Origin of the sequence: Streptomyces sp. NPDC058697, assembly GCF_042715345.1 — a bacterium.
GTDB lineage: Bacteria > Actinomycetota > Actinomycetes > Streptomycetales > Streptomycetaceae > Streptomyces > Streptomyces liliifuscus.
In genome coordinates, this window is the sequence record NZ_JBHXSU010000044.1 from 40,844 (window position 1) to 61,492 (window position 20,649).

20 protein-coding genes are annotated in these 20,649 nt (G+C 69.6%); 13 read left to right on the top strand and 7 right to left on the bottom strand.

Annotation, left to right across the window (positions count from 1 at the left end):
• The first annotated feature begins 117 nt into the window (after window positions 1-117).
• The 6 genes from ACFWXQ_RS45575 to ACFWXQ_RS45600 all read left to right on the top strand — a co-directional run bounded on the left by ACFWXQ_RS45575 (window position 118) and on the right by ACFWXQ_RS45600 (window position 6,570).
• Window positions 118-882, top strand: a complete 765-nt coding sequence (locus tag ACFWXQ_RS45575; RefSeq protein ID WP_383953722.1) for a class I SAM-dependent methyltransferase — start codon at window positions 118-120, stop codon at window positions 880-882.
• A gap of 61 nt (window positions 883-943) precedes the next feature.
• Window positions 944-1,507 carry an MSMEG_1061 family FMN-dependent PPOX-type flavoprotein gene (locus tag ACFWXQ_RS45580; RefSeq protein WP_386270356.1) on the top strand — a complete coding sequence of 188 codons (564 nt, stop codon included), beginning with the start codon at window positions 944-946 and terminating at the stop codon, window positions 1,505-1,507.
• Between the two features lie 56 nt (window positions 1,508-1,563).
• Complete coding sequence (locus ACFWXQ_RS45585) at window positions 1,564-2,433, top strand: ABC transporter ATP-binding protein (RefSeq protein WP_383953718.1); 870 nt, start codon at window positions 1,564-1,566, stop codon at window positions 2,431-2,433.
• Window positions 2,430-3,410, top strand: a complete 981-nt coding sequence (locus tag ACFWXQ_RS45590; protein WP_383953716.1) for an iron-siderophore ABC transporter substrate-binding protein — start codon at window positions 2,430-2,432, stop codon at window positions 3,408-3,410. The genes ACFWXQ_RS45585 and ACFWXQ_RS45590 overlap by 4 nt, the downstream gene beginning before the upstream one ends.
• Window positions 3,411-3,460: 50 nt before the next feature.
• Window positions 3,461-5,530 carry an iron ABC transporter permease gene (locus tag ACFWXQ_RS45595; protein ID WP_383953714.1) on the top strand — a complete coding sequence of 690 codons (2,070 nt, stop codon included), beginning with the start codon at window positions 3,461-3,463 and terminating at the stop codon, window positions 5,528-5,530.
• 146 nt (window positions 5,531-5,676) lie between these two features.
• Window positions 5,677-6,570, top strand: a complete 894-nt coding sequence (locus ACFWXQ_RS45600; protein ID WP_383953712.1) for a Gfo/Idh/MocA family protein — start codon at window positions 5,677-5,679, stop codon at window positions 6,568-6,570.
• A 33-nt stretch (window positions 6,571-6,603) separates the two neighbouring features.
• Here the strand turns inward: ACFWXQ_RS45600 and ACFWXQ_RS45605 are convergent, their stop codons facing one another.
• From ACFWXQ_RS45605 to ACFWXQ_RS45620, 4 genes are all read right to left on the bottom strand, one after another.
• The gene (locus ACFWXQ_RS45605) at window positions 6,604-7,032 is read right to left on the bottom strand and encodes a cupin domain-containing protein (RefSeq protein ID WP_383953730.1); all 429 of its coding nucleotides are present in this window, start codon (window positions 7,030-7,032) and stop codon (window positions 6,604-6,606) included.
• Window positions 7,033-7,254: 222 nt separating this feature from the next.
• Window positions 7,255-8,616, bottom strand: a complete 1,362-nt coding sequence (locus tag ACFWXQ_RS45610) for an NAD(P)/FAD-dependent oxidoreductase (protein ID WP_383953710.1) — start codon at window positions 8,614-8,616, stop codon at window positions 7,255-7,257.
• A 126-nt stretch (window positions 8,617-8,742) separates the two neighbouring features.
• Window positions 8,743-9,660, bottom strand: coding sequence for an SGNH/GDSL hydrolase family protein (locus tag ACFWXQ_RS45615; RefSeq protein WP_383953708.1), 918 nt, complete (start codon window positions 9,658-9,660; stop codon window positions 8,743-8,745).
• A 204-nt stretch (window positions 9,661-9,864) separates the two neighbouring features.
• Window positions 9,865-10,488, bottom strand: a complete 624-nt coding sequence (locus tag ACFWXQ_RS45620; protein WP_384090516.1) for a tellurite resistance TerB family protein — start codon at window positions 10,486-10,488, stop codon at window positions 9,865-9,867.
• 184 nt (window positions 10,489-10,672) lie between these two features.
• On the opposite strand from ACFWXQ_RS45620, the gene ACFWXQ_RS45625 reads away from it, so the two are divergent.
• Together ACFWXQ_RS45625 and ACFWXQ_RS45630 are read left to right on the top strand one after the other, a co-directional pair.
• Window positions 10,673-11,065: a helix-turn-helix domain-containing protein gene (locus ACFWXQ_RS45625; protein ID WP_383954413.1), complete on the top strand. Its 393-nt coding sequence runs from the start codon at window positions 10,673-10,675 to the stop codon at window positions 11,063-11,065.
• Window positions 11,066-11,176: 111 nt separating this feature from the next.
• Window positions 11,177-11,587 carry a VOC family protein gene (locus ACFWXQ_RS45630; protein ID WP_383954415.1) on the top strand — a complete coding sequence of 137 codons (411 nt, stop codon included), beginning with the start codon at window positions 11,177-11,179 and terminating at the stop codon, window positions 11,585-11,587.
• A 64-nt stretch (window positions 11,588-11,651) separates the two neighbouring features.
• On the opposite strand, the gene ACFWXQ_RS45635 is transcribed toward ACFWXQ_RS45630, so the two are convergent.
• Window positions 11,652-12,932, bottom strand: coding sequence for an MFS transporter (locus tag ACFWXQ_RS45635; RefSeq protein ID WP_383954417.1), 1,281 nt, complete (start codon window positions 12,930-12,932; stop codon window positions 11,652-11,654).
• Between the two features lie 916 nt (window positions 12,933-13,848).
• Here ACFWXQ_RS45635 and ACFWXQ_RS45640 point away from each other — a divergent pair.
• Window positions 13,849-15,480, top strand: coding sequence for an amidase (locus tag ACFWXQ_RS45640; protein ID WP_383954418.1), 1,632 nt, complete (start codon window positions 13,849-13,851; stop codon window positions 15,478-15,480).
• A gap of 4 nt (window positions 15,481-15,484) precedes the next feature.
• Here ACFWXQ_RS45640 and ACFWXQ_RS45645 read toward each other — a convergent pair whose 3' ends face one another.
• Together ACFWXQ_RS45645 and ACFWXQ_RS45650 are read right to left on the bottom strand one after the other, a co-directional pair.
• Window positions 15,485-15,685 carry a ferredoxin gene (locus ACFWXQ_RS45645; RefSeq protein ID WP_383954420.1) on the bottom strand — a complete coding sequence of 67 codons (201 nt, stop codon included), beginning with the start codon at window positions 15,683-15,685 and terminating at the stop codon, window positions 15,485-15,487.
• Between the two features lie 11 nt (window positions 15,686-15,696).
• The gene (locus tag ACFWXQ_RS45650; RefSeq protein ID WP_383954422.1) at window positions 15,697-16,923 is read right to left on the bottom strand and encodes a cytochrome P450; all 1,227 of its coding nucleotides are present in this window, start codon (window positions 16,921-16,923) and stop codon (window positions 15,697-15,699) included.
• A 382-nt stretch (window positions 16,924-17,305) separates the two neighbouring features.
• On the opposite strand from ACFWXQ_RS45650, the gene ACFWXQ_RS45655 reads away from it, so the two are divergent.
• The 4 genes from ACFWXQ_RS45655 to ACFWXQ_RS45670 all read left to right on the top strand — a co-directional run bounded on the left by ACFWXQ_RS45655 (window position 17,306) and on the right by ACFWXQ_RS45670 (window position 20,536).
• Complete coding sequence (locus ACFWXQ_RS45655; RefSeq protein ID WP_383954424.1) at window positions 17,306-18,694, top strand: glycoside hydrolase family 43 protein; 1,389 nt, start codon at window positions 17,306-17,308, stop codon at window positions 18,692-18,694.
• Window positions 18,695-18,724: 30 nt separating this feature from the next.
• Window positions 18,725-19,081, top strand: a complete 357-nt coding sequence (locus ACFWXQ_RS45660; protein WP_383954426.1) for a VOC family protein — start codon at window positions 18,725-18,727, stop codon at window positions 19,079-19,081.
• A 73-nt stretch (window positions 19,082-19,154) separates the two neighbouring features.
• Window positions 19,155-19,826, top strand: coding sequence for a class I SAM-dependent methyltransferase (locus ACFWXQ_RS45665; protein ID WP_383954428.1), 672 nt, complete (start codon window positions 19,155-19,157; stop codon window positions 19,824-19,826).
• 143 nt (window positions 19,827-19,969) lie between these two features.
• On the top strand, window positions 19,970-20,536 hold the full coding sequence (locus ACFWXQ_RS45670) for a DUF1062 domain-containing protein (protein ID WP_383954430.1): 567 nt from the start codon (window positions 19,970-19,972) through the stop codon (window positions 20,534-20,536).
• Window positions 20,537-20,649 lie beyond the last annotated feature (113 nt).

Sequence of the window (20,649 nt, forward strand, 5' to 3'; positions counted from 1 at the left end):
GCGGATAGGCGGCGGGGCGGGTACTCCCGGATGAGGGCTGCGCCAACTCCACCGAATCCCCCGGCAGGGTGGGTCAACCAGTGACAACTGCGCCCTCCGCCCGGAAAGATCGCAGGCATGGCATTACCCGCGAACCAGGCCCGCGCCCTGTCCTTCGACACCGTCGCCACGCAGTACGCCGCCACCCGCCCCGGCTATCCGCCCGCACTTTTCGACGCCATGGAGGAACTCGCCGGCCAACCGCTGGCCGGCGCCGACGTGCTGGACTGCGGGGCCGGCACCGGCATCGCCACCCGGCTCCTGTGCGAGCGCGGTGCCCGTGTCGTAGCGATGGAGCCGGGCGCCGGAATGGCCGCGGAGCTGCGCCGGGCGGAGCCCGAGGTGCCGTTGGTTCGGGGCGAGGGGAATCGCCTGCCGTTCGCCGCCGGCAGTTTCGATGTGGTCGCCTATGCGCAGGCCTGGCACTGGACCGACCCGGCCCGTTCCGTCCCCGAGGCGTTGCGCGTGCTGCGCCCGCACGGCGTGCTTGCCCTGTGGTGGAACCAGGCCGACGTCCGCGTCCCATGGGTCGCGGCGGAGGAGGACCGGCTCGCGCCCTTCACCCGCGGCTTCCCGACGACGGTGGCCGAGCTGTTCGCCCCGTTCCCGGTCGGGGTGGCCACCCGTGAGGTCACATGGTCGCGCCGGATCACCGTCGAGGAGCACATCCGCAACCTCGGCACGCACTCGCATTTCGTGGTCATGGACCCCGCCGAGCGAGTCCGACTCCTCGACGCGAACCGCACCGAGTTGGCCCGGCTCTTCTCCGACAGCGAGCTCGACGAGCCGTACCGGTGCGGCCTGACCGTCGTACACGCACGTCCGGACCGAGAAGTAAGGTAAGCCTAACGTCGGATGATGTTCCATACGCGACTGCTCGCTGGACGTACGTTGGGAGTCGGCCTTGCCGCACACGATCGATACCGCCGGGAACAGGCCGGACACGGCGACCGAAGAAGGCTGGGTCGAGCTGGGGTCGAGCGCCGAGTTGCGTGAACTGCTGGGCGAGCCCTGGCCCGTGGTGATCGAGAAGGTTCACGACCGGCTCACCGACAAGGACCAGGACATCGTGGCCCGCTCACCCTTCTGCCTGCTGGCCACCTCCGACGCACGCGGCAACTGTGACGTCTCCCCGCGCGGGGACGCCCCGGGTTTCACGTACGTCATCGACTCCGGCACGATCGCCCTGCCCGACCGGCCGGGGAACCGGCGCGGCGACAGCTTCCACAACATCCTCGACAACCCGCACGCCGGTCTGCTGTACCTGATACCCGGCAGCAAGGAGGTCCTGCGGGTCAACGGCCGGGCCCGTATCCTCACCGACGCCCCGTTCTTCGACGCCATGAAGCTGGACGACCAGCGCCCCGAGCTGGCCCTGGTCCTGGAGATCGACGAGATCTACCTGCACTGCCCCCAGTCGCTGCGCCGCTCGGGAGTGTGGAATCCGGCGTCCTGGCAGACCGGCTGAGCCGGCACCAGGGCACCCCCATCAAGATCAATTAAGGTTAGGCTAACCTTCACCGCGTGAGATCTGGTGAAGAAGCAGCCGAAACCCCTCGTCTGCGCGGTCATGAACTGTCGGCCACGGGTGTGACCGTGTCGTACGACGGCGTCGACGTCGTGCACGATGCCGCGGTCGCGCTCCGGCCCGGCGAGGTGACCGTTCTGGTCGGTCCCAACGGCAGCGGCAAGTCGACGCTCCTGCGCACGATCGCCCGGTTGCAGCGGGGCCGCCACGCCACGCTCAGGATCGACGGCGACACCGACGGCCTCGCCCTGAGTGCCCGTGAGTTCTCGCGCCACGTCGCCCTGCTGACCCAGGGCCGCCCCACGCCCAGCGGACTGACCGTGCGGGACGTCGTCGAGTTCGGCCGCTACCCGTACCGGGGCCGCTTCGGCCGGCCCGATCCGGACGCGTCGGCCGCGGTCGACCGCGCGCTCGCCCTGACCGGTGTCACGGACCTCGCCGAGCGGGGCGCCGACCACCTGTCCGGCGGTCAGCTGCAGCGGGTGTGGCTCGCAAGCTGCCTCGCCCAGGAAACCGGTGTGCTGCTGCTCGACGAGCCGACCACCTATCTCGACCTGCGCTATCAGGTCGAACTCCTCGACCTCATCCGCGACCTGGCGGACGACCACGGGATCGCCGTCGGAGTCGTCCTGCACGACCTCGACCAGGCGGCGGCCATCGCCGACCGGATCACGCTGCTCGAAGCGGGCCGGATCGTCGCCGACGGCCTGCCCGAGGACGTCCTCACCCCGGAACGCCTGACCGCCGTCTACGGCATCCGGATCGACGTCGACACAGACCCCCTCACCGGCCGACTGCGCACCCGCCCGATCGGTCGCCATCACACACGGAACACTCGAACCGAAAGGCTCGGCACCACCTCATGAGACGCCTCCTGCTCACTGCGGCCGCCACCACCGCCGCCGCACTCGCCCTTGCCGCCTGCGGCACCACCGAGCCCGCCGCGGACAAGTCCGAGACGAAGTCGGAGGCCATCACCCTCACCGACGGCACCGGCGCGAAGCTCAAGCTCGACGGCCCGGCCACCAAAGTCGTCGCCACCGAGTGGAACGAGGTCGAGAGCCTCATCACGCTCGGCGTCGACCCCGTGGGCGTCGCCGACGTCAAGGGCTACAAGACCTGGGACAGCGCCGTCCCGCTGAAGAACGAGCCGAAGGACATCGGCACGCGCGGCGAGCCGAGCATGGACACCGTCGCCTCCCTCTCGCCCGACCTCATCGTGGCCTCCTCCGACCTGCCGCCCGCGGCCGTGAAGCAGCTGCGCAAGATCGCCCCGGTGCTGGGGATCAAGTCCGCGGACGCCTCGGACCAGGTCGGTCAGATGCTGGAGAACCTCGACCTCATCGCCAAGGCCACCGGCACCACCGACAAGGCCGAGACGGCCCGTACGAACTTCGAGGCCAAGGTCGCCGAGGGCAAGAAGGCCCTGGCCGACGCCGGTCTCGACGGCACGGACTTCGCGTTCGCCGACGGTTACGTCACCTCCAACCAGGTCTCCCTGCGCCCGTACACCAGCGGCTCGCTCATCGGGGCCGTCAACGAGCAGATCGGCCTGAAGAACGCCTGGAAGATCAAGGGTGACGCGGCCTACGGCCTGGGGACCACTGACGTCGAGGGCCTCACCGCCCTGCCGAAGGACGTCCAGTTCGCCTACATAGGCAACGACGGCGACAAGGGCAGCACGCCCTTCACCGGCGCGCTGGCGAAGAACGCCGTATGGACATCCCTGCCGTTCGTGAAGGCCGACAAGGTGCACCGACTCCCCGACGGCATCTGGATGTTCGGCGGCCCCCAGTCGATGGAGGCGTACATCGACGCCGTCGTCGACGCGCTGACGAAGTAGACGACCCGGAAAGAAGCAGAAGAAGCAGAAGCAGACGAAGTAACGGAGCCATGGCCGTCACCACAACGCCTCCCGCCGTCACCCGTCCGCCGACGGCCGCGTCCCGGACGGGCGCGGCCGCGGTGACGGCCGGGCTCGTCCTCCTGGTCGCCGTCCTCGGCGTCGTCGACATCACCCAGGGCACCGCCGCCGTCGGACCGGCCGAGGTGTTCAAGGCCCTGACCGGGCAGGCCGATCCGTCCGACGCGTCGGTCGTGATCGCCTCCCGGCTGCCGCGGATGACCGCCGGCATCCTGGTCGGCGTCATCCTCGGCGTGGCGGGCGCCGTACTGCAGGCCGTCAGCCGCAATGTGCTCGCCGCTCCCGACACCCTCGCGGTGAACGCCGGTTCGTACCTGGCGCTCGGGCTGGTCGGCGCCACCGGCGTCTCGCTCCCGCTGCTCGCCTCCTCCGGGGTCGCCTTCACCGGCGGGCTCCTGGCCGCGGCCGTCGTACTCGCCCTGTCCGGACTCGGCACGGGCACCGTACGACTGGTCCTCGCCGGTACCGCGCTGGCGCTGGGCCTGACGTCCATGACGGAGAGCCTGCTCCTGCTGTTCCCCGAGCAGACCGAGGGCCTCTACCAGTGGAACCAGGGCAGCATCAGCCAGAACGGCTTCGACGGCGTCCTGCAGATGCTGCCCGTCGCCCTGATCGGACTCGTCGGCCTGCTGCTGACCGCCCGTCGGGTCGACGCACTCGCCCTCGGCGACGACGCCGCGCGCGGCCTGGGCGTCCCGGTCCGTGCCACCCGCGTGACCGTGGTCGTACTGGCAACGCTGCTGTCCGCGGCGGCCGTCACGCTCGCCGGGCCCATCGGCTTCGTCGGGCTGTGCGCACCGGCCCTCGTGCGTCCGCTCGCCCGCCGGTTCCGGGGCCTCGTCCGCACCCGTACGAGCCTGCCCGTGGCAGGTGTGGTCGGCGCGGGGCTCGTCCTCGGGTCGGACGTGCTGCTGCGTGCCCTGGTGCCCTCCGACACGGCGGTCGCCGTGCCCACCGGTGTCGTCACCAGCCTCATCGGCGCCGTGTTCCTGGTGGTGATGGCCCTGCGGCTGCGGGACACGTCCGGAGCCGAGGCACCGGCCCGGCTGCGCATCCCCAGCCGGGCCGCGTTCCTGGTCACGCTGGCCGCCCTCGTCGCCGTGGTCGTCGGCGTCACGATCGCCGGCGCGCTGCTGGGCGACAGCAAGCTGCTGCTCGGCGATGTCGTGAACTGGGCGCAGGGGCGGGCCGGTCAGACCGTGTCCTTCGTCCTCGACACCCGGATGCCCCGGGTGTTCGCGGCCCTGTGCGCGGGCGCGGCGCTCGCCCTGGCCGGCACGCTGGTGCAGGCCGTGACCCGCAACCCGCTCGCGGAGCCGGGTGTCCTGGGCGTGTCCGGCGGAGCCGCGCTGGGCGCCGTACTCCTTGTCACCACCGTGCCGGTCGCCGGTACCTGGAGCGTGGCGGGTGCCGCGTTCGCGGGCGCCGCGGTGACCTCCGTCATCGTCTTCGGGCTGGCCGCCCGGGGCGGCTACCAGCAGAACCGGCTGGTCCTCGTCGGCATCGGCATGGCCGCCGGTACGACGGCGCTGGTCAGCCTGCTCATCGTGCTCACCGACCCGTTCAACGCCACCAAGGCGCTGACCTGGCTGTCCGGTTCGACGTACGGCCGGACCATGCCGGACGTGCTGCCCGTCGCGCTCGTGCTGGTGCTGGGCCTTGTCGTCGCGGTCGCCCGGCGCACCGAGCTGGACCTCATCTCCCTGGACGCGGACACACCGCGGCTCCTCGGTCTGCGACTTTCCCCGGCCAGGCTCGGCTTCCTGGTGGTCGGTGTCCTGCTCAGCGCGACCGCGGTCGCCTCGGCCGGCACCATCGGCTTCGTGGGCCTCGTGGCCCCGCACGCGGCACGTGCCCTCGTGGGCCGACGGCACGTACGGGTGGTGCCGGTCGCCGTCCTCCTCGGCGCAGCGCTCGTCTGCACGGCCGACCTCCTCGGCCGCACGGTCATCGCCCCCGCCCAGTTGGGCGCCGGCCTGATGACGGCGGTCATCGGCACGCCGTACTTCCTGTATCTGCTGGTACGAAGCCGGCGCTAGCCCCGCAGGACCGCGTGCTCGCGCTGTCCGGTGCGGTGGGTGGGGCTGGGCAGCGCCCGGGCCTGCGTGAAAAGCTCACCCCGGGTGGCGCCGGACGATCACGGACGGCGGCCCCTCATGAGACAGGCACGACGAGAGGTGGCGGCATGCGCATCGGACTGCTCGGTACTGGGCCCTGGGCCGACCTGGCTCACGCTCCCGCCCTGAGCGGGCATCGCGAACTGGACTTCGTGGGGGTGTGGGGCAGGAGCGCCGACGCGGCCAAGGCGCTGGCCGACCGTCACGGGACGCGCGCGTACGAGGATGTCGACGCCCTCCTCGCCGAGGTGGACGCGGTTGCCATTGCCCTGCCTCCGTCCGTGCAGGCCCCGCTCGCGGCGCGCGCCGCGCGGGCCAACTGCCATCTGCTGCTCGACAAGCCTCTCGCGGCGACCGTGGAGGAGGGGCGTGCCGTCGTCGAGGCGGTGGAGCGGGCCGGCGTCGCATCGGTCGTCTTCTTCACCAGCCGCTTCCAGCCCGAGATTCAGAACTGGATCGCCGAGCAGGCCGCTACGGAGGGCTGGTTCACCGCGCGTGCGGAGTGGCTCGGCGCCGTGTTCACGAGTGACAGCCCGTTCGCGGCGTCGCCCTGGCGGCAGGAGAAGGGCGGCCTGTGGGATGTCGGCCCGCACGCCCTGTCCGTGCTGCTGCCGATTCTCGGCGATGTCGAGCGCGTGGCCGCCGCCGCACGGGGCCCGAAGGACACCGTTCACCTGGTGCTCCACCACGTCAGCGGGGCGTCGAGCACCCTGACTCTCAGTCTGACGGCCCCGCCCGCGGCCGCCGGAGCCGCCGTCGAGCTGCGCGGCAAGGCCGGGGTCAGCGTTCTGCCCGGGTCCGCCGAAGGAGCGGTCGAGGCGCTCACCCGGGCTGCCGACGCCCTCCTCGAAGCCGCCCGCACCGGCCGCCCGCATCCGTGCGACGCCGCCTTCGGCCTGCGGGTGACGGAGATCCTCACCGACGCCGAGGCACAGCTCGGCACCGCCCCCCAGGTCCACTGAGAGCGCTGCGGAACCGAATTCTCCGACGTGTGCCTAGCTCCCGGCACACGCCGGAGCGTCCGCGTCGAGCGACAGCGGGCTGCCCTTGGGCACGAGGTAGGTGACGTACAGCTCGACCGGCTCGGTCCCGAGGTTGCGGCCGACGTGGACGTGGCGGGACCCGGCGGGCTCGATGAACGACGTGCCCGCCGTGCTGACTTCCACGGAGCAGTCCTGCAAGGTGCGGGTGAGTGTGCCCGACTTGACGACGGCGATGAGCTGGCCCGGGTGGTAGTGCCAGCCGGTCGTGCCGCCCGGTGCGATGGTGATGGACCGCACGATGACGTCCGTACGCCCCTTGGCCTTGACCTTCAGTGTTCCGGCCGAGGTGCCCTGGGCGAGGACCGTGCCGGTGACCCCGCTGCCGGGAGTGGCGAGCGCGGACGACGACCCGAAGGCCAGTGCGGCCGCACAGCCCGTCATGACGAACGTTCTGCGGACCTTGCCCAGCCGAGACATGCTGCTCATGGGACTCCCCCTCCGGATCGGCCAACTCATGGGCCCTTCCGTCGACTTGGGCCCGACAGGCTCACTGCCCCCGCGCATCGCCGTCCACACACGAGTGACCCGGATCGCTCCGGGTCACTCGTGCGCCCACCGGTCCACTCGCGTCCCGCCGGGACACGTACGCTCGCGGCCCGCGCGTCACCCGCTCTCGGTACGCTCCCGGATCTGCTCCGGGGTCAGGTACGCGTTGGTGTGCTCGAAGTCCCGCAGCTTCGCGGACGAACGGGACAGCAGTCCGGTGCCCACGAAGTCATGGCCGGCCACTGCGTTCAGCGCCCAGTTCGTCGCCACCCGGACCTTCGCCACATTGGTGCGAAGCGCCGACCAGTGGTAGCCGCGGGCGACGACCTGGGCGGGCAGGCCGCGCAGCTCGATACCGAGCGGCTTGGACACGGCGTCGGTGCCACCGAGGTCGACGACCAGTCCCAGGTCCTTGTGGACGTACGGGGTCATCGGCTGCCCGCGCAGCGACGCGATGACGTTGTCGGCGACGTGCTTGCCCTGGCGCATCGCGTGCTGGGCGGTCGGCGGGCAGATGGCGCCCTCCGTGTCCTTGGCCTCGTCCGGTACGGCGGCGGCGTCGCCGAGTGCGAAGACACCGTCGTGGCCGGGCAGGGACATCTCCGAGCTGACCGCCAGCCGCCCCTTGACCGTCTCGGCGCCCAGGGTGGCCATGAGCGGGCTCGCCGCGACTCCGGCGGTCCAGATCAGCGTATGGGTCGGGACCACCCGGCCGTCGGTGAAGGTGACCTCGTCCGGGCCCGCCTTCGCGATGGAGACGCCCAGCGAGATGTCGATACCCCGCTTGCGCAGGATCTCCTGAGCGCTTCGTCCGAGCTTGTCACCCAGTTCGGGCATGAGCTTCGGTGCGATGTCGATCAGATGCCACTTGATCAGCTTCGGGTCGAGCCGCGGATAACGCTTGACCGCGTTCTGCGTCAGGCGCCGCAGGCACGCGGCGGTCTCCGTACCGGCGTAGCCGCCGCCGACGACCACGAACTGAAGCCGCGCCGCCCGCTCGGCCTCGTCCTGGCTGGCGTCGGCGAGGTCGAGCTGCGAGATGACGTGGTCACGGAGGAACGCGGCCTCGGCGAGCGTCTTCATACCGCGGGCATTGTCCGTAAGACCCGGGATGTCGAAGGTGCGCGTGACACTCCCCGGAGCCAGCACGATGTGGTCGTACCGCTCGTTCACGATCTCGCCCGTGATCTTGCGGACGACGCAGACCTTGGCCTTCAGATCCACACCGATGGCACCACCGGGGATGATGCGCGTGCGGTACTTGCGGCTGCGGCGCAGCGACACGGCGATCGACTGCGGGGTCAGCACTCCTGAGGCGACCTGTGGGAGCAGCGGCAGATAGAGCTGGTAGGAGAACGGCGTCACCAGCGCCAGGTCGGCCTCGTCGGATCCGAGTTTGCGCTCCAGGCGCCGGACGCACCCGACTCCCGCGAAGCCCGCTCCCACCACCAAGATCTTCGGTCGTACCACGATGTCCATCCCTTCACCGGCCGCGCACGTTCTGGCTTCCCACGGACCCTCTGCCCCCTGAGTCCCCCCTTCGCACGTGCTGATCCCCCGATGAGGCGAGCGGACGCACTCCTCGTGCTCCTCGTGGGAGGTCCGTCAGTGTCCGTGCCCCTTGCTCAGGCTCCGCAGCACGGCACGTGCCATGGCCGCCTCGCCCTTGGCGTTGGGGTGGGCCGGGGCCGCGGGCGAGGCAGGTCGCAGGGGTTCGACCCAGCGGATGTCCGGGGCCTTGCACATGTCGTGTCCGATCGTGGGTCCGTACGTGTCAACGTATTCGGCCCCGTTCAACCGCGCCACCACGCGCATCATCAGGTTGAGACGCTTGCCGGTGTCGCGCAGATAGGGGAAGTCCTTGGCCGCGAACGGCACCGAGGGGTAGCAGCCGCTGCCGTCGTCCGGCAGGAGAGCGGGGTAGCCGACGACGAGCACGCGGGCGTGCGGCGCCCTGGCGTGCACGGCCCGCAGCACACGGGTGATCTTGGGTGCCGTTTCCAGGATCCTCAGGGTCAGCTGATCGACCCCGGAGGACGTGAAGTGCCGTCGGCAGGGGTCCCCCGAGAGGTCCTGCGAACTCAGCTGGGCGCAGGTGCTGATGATGGAGCTGAACCCGATGTCGTTGCCGCCTATCTGGACGGTCACCAGATCGGTGTCCCGCTGGACGGCGTTGAGCTGTGGAGGGTTGGTCCCCTGTGCCTTCCACATCTGCTCGGTGGTGGCGCCGCCGCAGCTCACGTCCTTGAAGGTGGACGTTCTGCGCTCCGCGGCGACGAGTGAGGGGTAGTTGTGGTCGGAGCGGGCGCAGTTCGCGTCCACCTGCGTCGGGATCCCCGGCCCCGAGGTGTAGGAGTCCCCGAGCGAGACGTAGTCCGTGCCCCGGCCGTGGCCGCCACCGTGCGCCGCGACGGGTGCCGCGGACGCGACGACGAGGGCGCAGCCGCTGACCGCCGCTCCCACGGCGGTCGCCCGTCGGCGGTTCGGGGCCGTGCTGCCGGACTGGGTGCGACGGTTCTTCAAGATTCCCCCTGGGTCCAGTACCGCGAGCCGGGGCGCCGACGGCGCTCCCTTGCACGGTGACTGAACTTGTATACCGGCCAGTTCGCCCTCAGGACAGAGGCAGGTAGGACGGAGGAGGAGACGGGTTCGCGCCGTGGATCGGCTTCGGCGTGACCACGAAGCCGCCGACTCCGCGGGGGGGTGCGGAGTCGGCGGCAGCCCCTGTCAGACGCCGAACTCCGTGGGTGACAGACCGAGGGCGGCGCAGGCGTCGCGAATGGCGAACTGCTCGGACTGCTCGAAGTGCCCGTCGGCACCCGCGACCACGATGCCCGTCTGGATGACCGCGCGGGCCTCCGCCGGCTTCTTGGCGGCCTTGGCGATCTCCCGCAGCGCCTCGGCCTTGCCCAGCTCGAAGTTGGCGATGAGCTGGTCCAGGTGCTTGTTGAAGCGCTGGCGAAGCTGGTCCGCCGGGAAGTTCTGCAACACCTCGTTGGAGACGATCAGCTCCTCCACACGCTGCCTCTCCGCCTGCTCCACATGTCCGTCGGCCGCGGCCACGAGCGCGCACATGGCCATGCTGGCGTCCCGGTAGGAGCCGCTCTTGAGCTCGGTCTTGACCGACGCGAGCTGGGACTTGAGCAGCCCGACCAGCTTGGCCTTGGAGCCACCGGAGGACGAACCGGACGCGTGGCCACCGCCCTGGCCCTGTCCGTACGGGGCCTGGCCCTGCCCGTGCGGAGCCTGACCCTGCCCATAGGGGGCCTGCCCCTGTCCGCCCGATCCCCTGGAACCCTGGGACTGCTGGAGGTTCTTGGCCTGGTCCTTGAGCCGGTCCCACATCGCCACTACTGCCACCTCGGCTTCTGCTGTTGCCTGTCCGGTACTGATCATCGGTGGCGCTGGTTCACGCCCCGCGACAAGTGAACGCTCTTCGCGGCCACCAGGGTTCCCGAATGGCAAAGGCAACGTAAAACAATCCCTGTCTGCGGCGTCTTTCACGGGCCGCGCGGGTCCGTGATGTGATGGCGGCGTGAGTCGTGCCGCAGAGGAGAGCAACCGTCGCATGCTTCGGGCACGGGATGCGATGGACCGCGGCTACGCACAGCCGCTGGACGTCCCGGCCCTGGCCCGGATCGCCCATGTCTCCCAGGCGCACTTCACCCGCACCTTCCGGGCCACGTTCGGCGAGACACCGCACCGCTATCTGCAGCGCCGCCGGGTCGAGCGGGCGATGTTCCTGCTGCGGGAGACCGATCACAGCGTGACGGACATCTGCTTCGAGGTGGGCTTCGGCAGCCCGGGCACCTTCAGCCGCACGTTCCGCGACATCGTCGGCCGGTCACCGAGGGCGTACCGCCGGGAAGCGGTGACCGCCGCCGTACCGACGTGTTTCGCCATGGCGTGGATGCGCCCGAGCGACTGACGGTCCGCTGACCGGCCGCACGGCCCATACCGTCGGCACGGCCCGCACCGTCCCGTCGGCTGAGCAGTTTTGGATAAGTTTTCGTCCGGCCGGCTCGATAGCGTGATGGACATGTTCACCGCTATCACGCACTCGCAGATCTACGTCCTCGACCAGGACGAGGCCCTCGACTTCTACGTGGGCAAGCTCGACCTGGAGGTCAACACCGACGTGCCCCTGGGCTTCATGCGCTGGCTGACCGTCAACGTCCCCGGTCACCCCGACCGCCAGATCCTGCTGGAGAAGCCGGGCCCTCCGGCGCTGTCCGAGGAGACGGCACAGCAGGTACGGGAGCTGTTGACCAAGGGGGCGATGGGCGGCCACCTCATCTTCACCACCGACGACTGCCGCAAGACGTACGAGAAGCTGCTGGCCCGGGGCGTCGAGTTCACCGAGGAGCCCACCGAGCGTCCGTACGGAATCGACTGCGGGCTCCGCGACCCCTTCGGCAACAGCATCCGCTTCACCCAGCCGAAGGAGTAGGGCTCCGGACAGCGGTATCGGCGCCCGACCGGTGGCCGGACGCCGATACCCGCCGGGTCAGTGGTCAGGCTGTCGCCCGGGTCATGTTCCCGGAACCCTGCAGGACCGGATCGCCCCGCAGCCGCATGAACGCCAGGCCGAGGGCGAGGGCCTGGAGTATGCCGCACACCAGGATGGCGTGCTGGAGCGCCGACAACGGTGTCAGAGCAACCACGATTCCCGCGACCGGGAAGGGCAGCAGCAGAAGCAGGATGGTCAGCGAGAGGGTGCTTCCGAAGGCGGCCGGGGGTATGAGGAGCGAGCGCAGGGTGCGCAGCACGACGGTCAGGCCGCCGTCCGCGGCCATGAAGAGCGCCATGACCAGGACGTACGAGATGTAGGTGGGCGCCTGGGCCAGGGCGAGGCAGGCCGCGGACGCGACGGTGGAACAGACCACGCCGACGCCCCACAGGCCCAGCCGGTTGAGCGCGAGCCGGCAGGCCGCTACGGCGAGCAGGGTGGATGCCGCCGCCGCCGACCAGAGGGTGCCGACGGCTGCCGAGGTCAGTCCGAAGCGCTCGATCACGATGATCGGGCTGGCCGCCTGCAGCAGCCCGAGCGCGAGGTTGGAGACGACCAGCCCGGCCACGAGCCAGCTCAGCACAGGCAGTGAACTCAGCGTGTTCCACCCGGTCCTGAGCCCAGCCTGCCGTCGCACCCCGTTCTTCGCGGAGCCGCGCAGGGGCGTGGGCGGGGTCTGCAGGGCGAGACAGGCCGCGAGGACGGACAACACCCCGAGGACGGCGAGCATATGGCTCGGCCCGGCGAGCAGGAGCACACCTCCCAGCGCGGGCCCGGTGAGGGTGGCGGTCTGGTCGATCCCGATCAGCACCGCCTGCACCTTGTGCGCCTGGCCCGCCGTACGCCGGCTGACGATCGCGCCCACGGCTTCGTTGGCTATGAAACTGAACTGTGTCAGGGCGCCTGTTCCGGCGGCCAGTGCCATCACGGTGACCGTTTCGGCCGTCCCGCTCGGAAGCATGAACAGGGCGACGCCTCCCGCCGCGACGAGCAGCGCCCGTGCCAGGGAGGCGAGGAAGAACACGATCGCGGCCCCACGCCGGTCGACGAGGTCGCCCGCCAGACCGAAGGCCGCCACCCGCGGGAGCCATTCGAGCGCGAAGGCCAGGCCTGTCAGGGACGCGGACTTGGTCGTGGCCAGTACCAGGAGCGGCATGGCGTAGGTGCACATGGAGAAGGCGAGCGCGTCAAAGGCTCGGGGTGCGTATACCCGGCGGAGCAGGCTGCCTTGGGGAATGGCTGCGTGCCGACCGGCCGGTTGGCCCTCGTAAACGGAGATGGTCACGGAGTGGGGTGCTTTCAGTCAGCGATGGCATGACAAAAGGGGAGGGCCGACCTGGCGGTCCTCCACATGAAGGACCCGGTCGAGGGTTCATGGCCTGAGGCCGGAAGTATGCACGGGAGCCGTTCCTGCGAGGCGGCGACCGGCACTCGGGGAGCTTCCGTCATCGGCCGCGTCGAGCGGGCGGCTCCGCATTCGATCAGCAGGGCATCAGGCGTTGTTCGTACGCGATACGCGGCCGTCGCACCGCCGTCCGCGCACCGTGGGCGCGGGCCCTTGAACGGCTGCGTGGCCTCGTCGGACATGCCTCTGGGTTTCCCTCGACCGTGCGCCGAAGGAATGCCGGCCGGCCCACTCGTGCCGCTCCGCTCGGCGGCGGGCATGGCTGTGACGGGGACGCTGTCCGTCCACGCCAGGGTGCGAGCTCTTGGGCACGCGGACTCCACTCGAGTGGGGGCAAGAGGGAAATCAGGCCTGCGGTATGAAGCGGCACGCCCGACAGTTGTGAAAGGACCTTGCCATACGCCTTGTTGCGCAATCAACCACGGATTGCGCACGAGTTTGGCGCGCCACGCCCACACCGCCGCCCGGACACAGGTGTCAACTCCAGCGGGGAGATGGACAGTTCGGGTCGTCCCGGACCGACCGGTCGGGGTGGCGAGGACGGGTCGAACTGCCGGAAGTACAGCTGACAGGTGTTCGGTTCGTTGTACGCGGCGTCCGGTCCGGCACGCTGGCCGTGGCCCAACGCCCGTACCAGACAAACGACTTGAATCCACACAAGCGATGGAATCGTCCGCAGAGGTCTGCCGTGCACGGCGTTCCGGCTGGCCCCCTGGGTGACCGGGGGCTGCTTCCAGCACGGAGCCGGGGGACAGCCGGAGCGAGAAACCTCGGCCGCGCCTCTAACGTCCAGTGCATGGACCGGATCAACGCCCCACGCCGCCGCACCGTGCTCGCCCTCGGCACCACCGCGGCAGCCGCACCCTGGCTCGGCGCAGCCCCCGCCCGCGCCGACGCCTCGACCACGGGACGAGCCGCGGACACGGCACACCCGGCGACAACGGAACTGGACGAGCTCGGCATCGTCGAGCTTCGCCGGCGGATGGACGACGGACGGCTCACCGCCGAACAGCTCACCCGCCACTATCTGGAGCGCATCGAACGCGTCGACCCGCTCCTGCACGCGGTGATCGAGGTCAATCCCGAAGCGCTGCGAGAGGCTCGGCGCCTGGACGCCGAGGGGGCTCATCGTGGACCCCTGCACGGCATGCCCATCCTGCTCAAGGATCTGGTGGAGACCGCGGACCGGATGCACACGACGGCCGGATCACTCGCCCTGGAGGGTCTGCGCCCGACGAGGGACGCCACGGTCGCCGCCAGGCTGCGCGCGGCCGGTGCCGTCATCCTCGGCAAGACCAATCTCAGCGAATGGGCCGGCGGAATGTCGCTCACCCACCACGCCGGCTGGAGTGCTCGCGGCGGCCAGACCAGGAACCCCTACAAACTGGACCGGTCACCGAACGAGTCCAGTTCGGGCACCGCGGTCGCCGCCGCGGCCAACCTGTGTGTGGCCGGAATCGGTACGGAGACCAACGGCTCGATCATCGACCCGGCTTCGGCGAACTGCGTCGTCGGGGTGAAGCCGACCGTCGGACTGGTCGGGCGCGGCGGCATGATCCCCGGTGTGCCGAGCCAGGACAGCGTCGGTCCGATCGCGCGGACGGTCCGCGACGCCGCGATCCTGCTCGGCACGCTCGTCGGGGTGGACGACCGCGATCCGGCGACCGGGGCGAGCCGGGGCCACTTCCATCGCGACTACACCCGCTTCCTCGACGCCGACGGACTGCGCGGGGCCCGCATCGGCGTACCGCGAGCGGTGTACTTCGGCTACAGCCACCACGCCGACGAGATCGCGGAGCAGGCGATCGCCACACTGCGCAAGGCGGGGGCGACGGTGGTCGACCCTGCGGACATCCCGACCGCCGAGCAACTCGAGGACCTGCCCAGCTCGATGGTCGTCCAGGCGTACGAGATCAAGCGTGGACTGAACGCCTACCTGGCCGCCGCGCCCGGCGACCATCCACGCAGCCTGGCGGAGCTGATCGCGTTCAACCGCGCACACGCGGACCGCGAGCTCCGCTATGTGCAGCAGGACGGGCTTGAGGCGGTGCACGAGCTGGACTTCACCGAACGCGAATACCGTGAAGCGCTGGCCACCAACCACCGGCTCTCACGCACCGAGGGCATCGACGCGGTACTGCGCCGCTTCGACCTGGACGCGCTCGTCATGCCGACCACCGGACCACCGGCGAAGATCGACCTGATCCGCGGGGACAGCTACAGCGGCGGCTCGTCGACGCCCGCCGCACTCGCCGGGTATCCCGCGATCAGCGTCCCGGCCGGCTTCGCGTTCGGCCTGCCGGTCGGCCTGACGTTCATGGGTACGGCGTGGAGCGAGCCGGTGCTGCTCCGGCTCGCCTACGCCTACGAGCAGGCGTCCCGGGTCCGCCGGCCACCGACCTACCGGGACGCCGATGTCGGCTTCTGAACAGTCACGGTCGCGCGGTCTCCGAGACCTTGATGGCGCCGACCGGGCAGGCGCGGGCCGCCTCCCGGAGCAGCGGGTCGGTGCTGTCCTCCTGTCCGGGCAGGAGGGTGCTGAAGCCGTCGTCGTCCTGGGTGAAGACGGCCGGGGCGGACAGCGCGCACTGCCCGGCGCCGATGCACACGTCCGTGTCGATGTCGATGTGCATGAGCAGACCCCCTACCAGGCCACCGGGAGATCCAGCATTCCCTGGATCGTGTCGCCCGGTTTGAAGCGGACCTCGTCCGGCGCCACGTCGAGCCGGAGCCCGGGCACCCGCTCGAACAGCGAACGCAGGGCGATCTCCATTTCGGCACGGGCGAGGTTCTGGCCGAGGCACTGGTGGATGCCGAAGCCGAACGCCACGTGATGACGGGTGGGGCGGTGCCAGTCGAGCGCGTCGGGTTCGGCGTAGACCTCCCCGTCGCGGTTGATGACGGACGTCGAGAAGACCACGCCCTCTCCGGCGCGGATCGTCGTCCCGTCCACCTCGATGTCCTCCGTGGCCTGCCGCAGCAGCCCGTCCGCGATGGACAGCATCCGCATCAACTCGTCGACCGCGGCGGGCCACAGCGACGGGTCGGCTCGCAACTCCGCCAGCCGCTCGGGGTGTTGGAGCAGGGTGTACGTGCCCAGCGAGATCATGTTGGCGGTCGTCTCGTGGCCGGCGACCAGCAGGATCGTGGCCAGCGCGATCGCCTCCTGGCGGTCCACCGCGCCCTCGCGCAGCTGTTCGTGGACCAGGGCGTCGAGGACACCGTCGCCGACGGACGACTCGGACTTGCGGTCGATCAGGGCCCCGAGGTAGCAGTCGAGCTGGTCGCGCGCGTCCCGCACCTCATCCAGGTCCTTGCCTCGCAGCAGCCGGCGGGACTGCTCCTCGAAGAACTCGTGATCGGCGTACGGGACACCGAGCAGTTCGCAGATCACCCTCGAGGGAACGGGGAGCGCGAAGGCGTTCACCAGCTCGGAGGGCGGGCCCTGAGCGAGCATCGCGTCGAGGCATTCGTCGACGATCCGCTGGATGGCCGGCCGCAGCGCGGCGGCGCGCTTGAGGGTGAAGCTCGGGACCAGCATCCGCCGCTGGACGTGGTGCTCGGGGTCGTCGACGTTCAGCAGGGCGGCCCGGCGGTCGCGGAACGCCACGATGCGCGGTGAGGTGGCCGGATAGCCGGGGCGCATGCGGTCGGACGACAGGCGGGAATCGGCGAGCAGGCTGCGGGCCAGGTCACGGCCGGTGACCAGCCAGGTGGTCCGGCCGTCGTAGAGGGTCACGCGGGCGAGTGGCCGGGCGGCGCGCAGGGGGTCGTAACCAGTGGGCGGCTGGAAGGGACAGGTGCGGTCCTGGGGGAAGGCGACGGGCGCCGAGAGCGGCTTCGCGTCTGCCGTATCCGTCATGTCTGTCATCGAAGACCTCGTGGACGAAGGATGCGTCGTACCGATCTTCATTAGATGCCGCAGGCACCTATGAGGCGACATCGAGTTCAGCCAGATACACGAAGGGGAACAATCTGGCCGGAATCGACCGCTCCGGTGTGCGAGTTCGGCCGATCAGTCGAACACGATGACCCCTCCCCTCCGGAAGCCCGCAGCCTTCGGCAGCACAGATTCACCACAGCCTCGACAGAGTGATTGACGCGCACCGAACAGCGCTCTACCTTCTGATCGACTTTCCGAACCTGGTTCGAGATTTCGGTCAACTCGCTTGCCTGGCTGCGTACTTCACGTCCCCGGTCCCCGCACCGCGCAGCCGCTCACCCGCCCCCCCGTACGCCGCCTGGAGACCAAGATGAGCGCAAGACCCCAGCCATCCCGTCGCCTCTTCCTCGGCATGGCCGCCACCACTCCCCTGGCCATGTCCGGCGTACTGACCCTCGGCGCCGGCACCGCCCACGCGGCCGACTCGGCGTACGTGATGTGCTACTTCACCGAGTCGACCAGCCTCGGCGCGGGCACCGACTACGGCCTCCACCTCGCCGTCAGCCCCGACTCGCTCAACTGGACGCCGCTGAACCAGAACAACCCCGTGGTCACCCCCACCGCGGGCGCCCTCGGCCTGCGCGACCCGTTCCTCATGCGCAAGCAGGACGGCAGCTTCGTCGCCATCGCCACCGACCTCAAGGGCACCGACTGGAGCTACAACAGCCAGTACATCCATGTCTGGGACTCCGCCGACCTGCGCACCTTCACCGGTTACCGCCGCCTCAAGCTCCATGACATGACCACCCACAGCTGGGCCCCCGAGGCGTTCTGGGACGCCGGGCGGGGCCAGTACGCGGTCATCTACTCCTCGGTCAACTCCAGCGGCCACAACGTGATCATGGTGAACTACACCACCGACTTCGTCACCGCCTCGGCCCCGCAGGTCTTCTTCGACCCCGGCTACGACGTCATCGACGGCAACATGGCCGTCGGCGTCAACGGAGTCAACTACCTCTTCTTCAAGAAGAACCAGACGCTGGTGGCGGCGAGGTCCAATTCCCTCAATCCAGGCAGCTTCACCGAGTTCAGCACGGGTGTAGCACACGGCGGCACCGAGGCCCCGACGGTGTTCAAGTCACTGACGTCCAGCACATGGTTCCTCTGGGGAGATACGTATACGCCGAATGGTGTCTTCTACGCCTGGCAGTCCACCAACCTGGCCTCGGGCACCTGGACGGCGCTCGACCAGAAGACCTACACCCAGCCGGTGAACTCCAAGCACTGCGGCATAGCGACGATCACCACGACCGAGTACAACAACCTGCTCACCAAGTGGGGCGCGCCGACCTGGAACCGGCTCAAGTCATACAACTTCCCGGACCGTTACGTGCGCCACGCCAACTACGCGGCCCGCATCGACACGTACCCCTTCGACCTGTACACCGACTCGCAGTGGAAGCTCGTCCCGGGCCTGGCCGACAGTTCCGGGGTCTCCTTCCAGTCGGTGAACTACCCGACCCGCTACCTGCGGCACTACAACTACGCGCTCCAACTCGACGTCAACGACGGCACGTCGACGTTCGCGGGCGACGCGACCTTCTACCGCACGGCGGGCCTCGCGGACAGCTCCTGGTCGTCCTTCCGCTCGTACAACAACCCGACCCGCTACATCCGCCACGCCAACTACGTGCTGCGCATCGACCCCATCTCCACGTCCACCGAACAACAGGACGCGACGTTCCGCGTCGGCTATTGATGGGCCCACGTCCCCTGGGATGCTCTACGGATGAAGTTGAGCGCGATAACACTCGACTGCCCTGATCCACTGGCTCTGGCGGCGTTCTACCAACAGGCCACCGGCCTGGCACCCCACCCGAAGTCCGACGCCGACTTCGCTGCTCTCACGTGCGAGAACGGGCTCTCCATCGGCTTCCAACGGGTCGACGACTTTCAAGCTCCACACTGGCCCGACCAGACGGTTCCCCAGCAGTTGCACCTCGACTTCACGGTCGACGACCTGGACGAGGCCGAGGCCCGCCTGCTGAAGCTGGGCGCGGGCAGGCCGGATCACCAGCCCAACAAGGACAGATGGCGGGTCCTGACCGACCCGGCCGGGCATCCCTTCTGCGTGATCAGAGGCTGATCCCCTCCAGCGCGACTCATTGGCTTGTTCTGGGACCAGTGGTGATGCGACCGACCACACTAGGGTCGACGTCATGGCAGTCGATGAGGACGCCCTTCTGACGGAACAGATTGCCTACTACCGGGCCCGCGCGCCCGAGTACGACCGGGTCTATGCCGAGCGTGAGGATCTGCGCGAGCTGTTGACCGTGGTCGACGACCTCCCGATCACCGGGGACGTGCTGGAGCTGGCATGCGGAACGGGGCAGTGGACCAGGGCGTTGGCCGCACGGGCTCGCTCGGTCACCGCTGTCGACGCGTCACCGGAGGTGCTGAGTATCGCGCGAGCGCGGACCGCCTCCGCCGAAGTCCGGTTCGAGCGTGCCGACGTGTTCAAGTGGCAGCCGCCGCGCCGCTACGACACCGTGTTCTTCGCCTTCTGGCTCTCCCACGTCCCGCCGTCCCGGCTCGGTGACTTCTGGAACACCGTGGCGGCCGCACTCGCACCACACGGCAAAGCCGTCTTCATCGACGAAGGACCTTCCGCAGCCGCCCGTGAGGACGTGGCCACGGAGGTGCGTCGACTCGACGACGGCAGCGAGTACCGCATCGTGAAGGTCTTCCATGACCACGAGGAACTCACCGGCGAACTTGCCGAGTTGGGATGGTCCGCCGACATCCGGACGCGGGAGGAATTCCTCGTCGGCATCGCAGAACCACGTGAGCCGCTCCAAAACCGTTGGAGTGGCGTCGTCGTTCGCCGGTAGCGTGCTGCCGAGTCGAGTTGTCTGGGCAAGGACGTGCCGTTGTACACCGTGTGAGAACCCCCGAGTGCTGAATCGTCGCGCGTCGCGCAGCTGCGCCGCGCTCCTTTTTGCTGCGGACTTCTCACTGGAAACGGTGTACTTCTGTGCTCGAAAACTGGGTGGTCATGCCCACCTGCCTGCCGCTCGTTCTCCGCCGTTGCCACGCGTGCGCGTCCGAGCGTTTCCGGGCGAACGGCAAATTTCGCGTCAACGCCAACCACAAGCTCATCGACGCCTGGCTCCTCGCGCTCTGTACCGTCTGCGGGGACACCACCAAGTTCACGGTCCTGGAGCGGATGAACGTGCGCTCCGTACGGCCTGAGCTGCTGGACCGGATGCACGACAACGACCCCGGCCTGGCGGCCGAGTTGCTCCAGGATCCGGTCGTGCGGCGGCGTAATCGCATCGCCCTCGACTGGGACAACGCCTGGCGACTCGACACCGGCGGATCGGATCAGCTGAACCGCGACGGGAGCGAGGGAAGCGAGGGGAGCGATGTTTCGGTCCGATTCGCGGCTCGGATTCCTGTCCGGCCGGTGCGGCTCATCGCTGAAGGCTGCGGTCTTTCGCGGGCCGAGGTCGAGAGGCTGATCACGGAGGGGAACCTCGTGTCGGTGGTCCGGCTGAGCGGCAAGCTCTCCGGCGACTTCACCTTCACGCTCAAGCGCTGAGCCCCTCGGGACCAGGGGCCCGGGACGCGCGCAAACCGGCGCCGCGCCCCCCGGCCCCCCACCGACCACCCGACGGCGCCCCCCCGGGCCCCCCCCCCGCCGTGACGGAGCCC

What these genes read in the sequence shown, in the direction of transcription:
- ACFWXQ_RS45575 (WP_383953722.1), top strand. Translation starts at nt 118, where the DNA reads ATGGCATTACCCGCGAACCAGGCCCGCGCCCTGTCCTTCGACACCGTC.
- ACFWXQ_RS45590 (WP_383953716.1), top strand. Translation starts at nt 2,430, where the DNA reads ATGAGACGCCTCCTGCTCACTGCGGCCGCCACCACCGCCGCCGCACTC.
- ACFWXQ_RS45595 (WP_383953714.1), top strand. Translation starts at nt 3,461, where the DNA reads ATGGCCGTCACCACAACGCCTCCCGCCGTCACCCGTCCGCCGACGGCC.
- ACFWXQ_RS45600 (WP_383953712.1), top strand. Translation starts at nt 5,677, where the DNA reads ATGCGCATCGGACTGCTCGGTACTGGGCCCTGGGCCGACCTGGCTCAC.
- ACFWXQ_RS45605 (WP_383953730.1), bottom strand. Translation starts at nt 7,032, where the DNA reads ATGACGGGCTGTGCGGCCGCACTGGCCTTCGGGTCGTCGTCCGCGCTC.
- ACFWXQ_RS45610 (WP_383953710.1), bottom strand. Translation starts at nt 8,616, where the DNA reads ATGGACATCGTGGTACGACCGAAGATCTTGGTGGTGGGAGCGGGCTTC.
- ACFWXQ_RS45630 (WP_383954415.1), top strand. Translation starts at nt 11,177, where the DNA reads ATGTTCACCGCTATCACGCACTCGCAGATCTACGTCCTCGACCAGGAC.
- ACFWXQ_RS45640 (WP_383954418.1), top strand. Translation starts at nt 13,849, where the DNA reads ATGGACCGGATCAACGCCCCACGCCGCCGCACCGTGCTCGCCCTCGGC.
- ACFWXQ_RS45645 (WP_383954420.1), bottom strand. Translation starts at nt 15,685, where the DNA reads ATGCACATCGACATCGACACGGACGTGTGCATCGGCGCCGGGCAGTGC.
- ACFWXQ_RS45650 (WP_383954422.1), bottom strand. Translation starts at nt 16,923, where the DNA reads ATGACAGACATGACGGATACGGCAGACGCGAAGCCGCTCTCGGCGCCC.
- ACFWXQ_RS45655 (WP_383954424.1), top strand. Translation starts at nt 17,306, where the DNA reads ATGAGCGCAAGACCCCAGCCATCCCGTCGCCTCTTCCTCGGCATGGCC.
- ACFWXQ_RS45660 (WP_383954426.1), top strand. Translation starts at nt 18,725, where the DNA reads ATGAAGTTGAGCGCGATAACACTCGACTGCCCTGATCCACTGGCTCTG.
- ACFWXQ_RS45665 (WP_383954428.1), top strand. Translation starts at nt 19,155, where the DNA reads ATGGCAGTCGATGAGGACGCCCTTCTGACGGAACAGATTGCCTACTAC.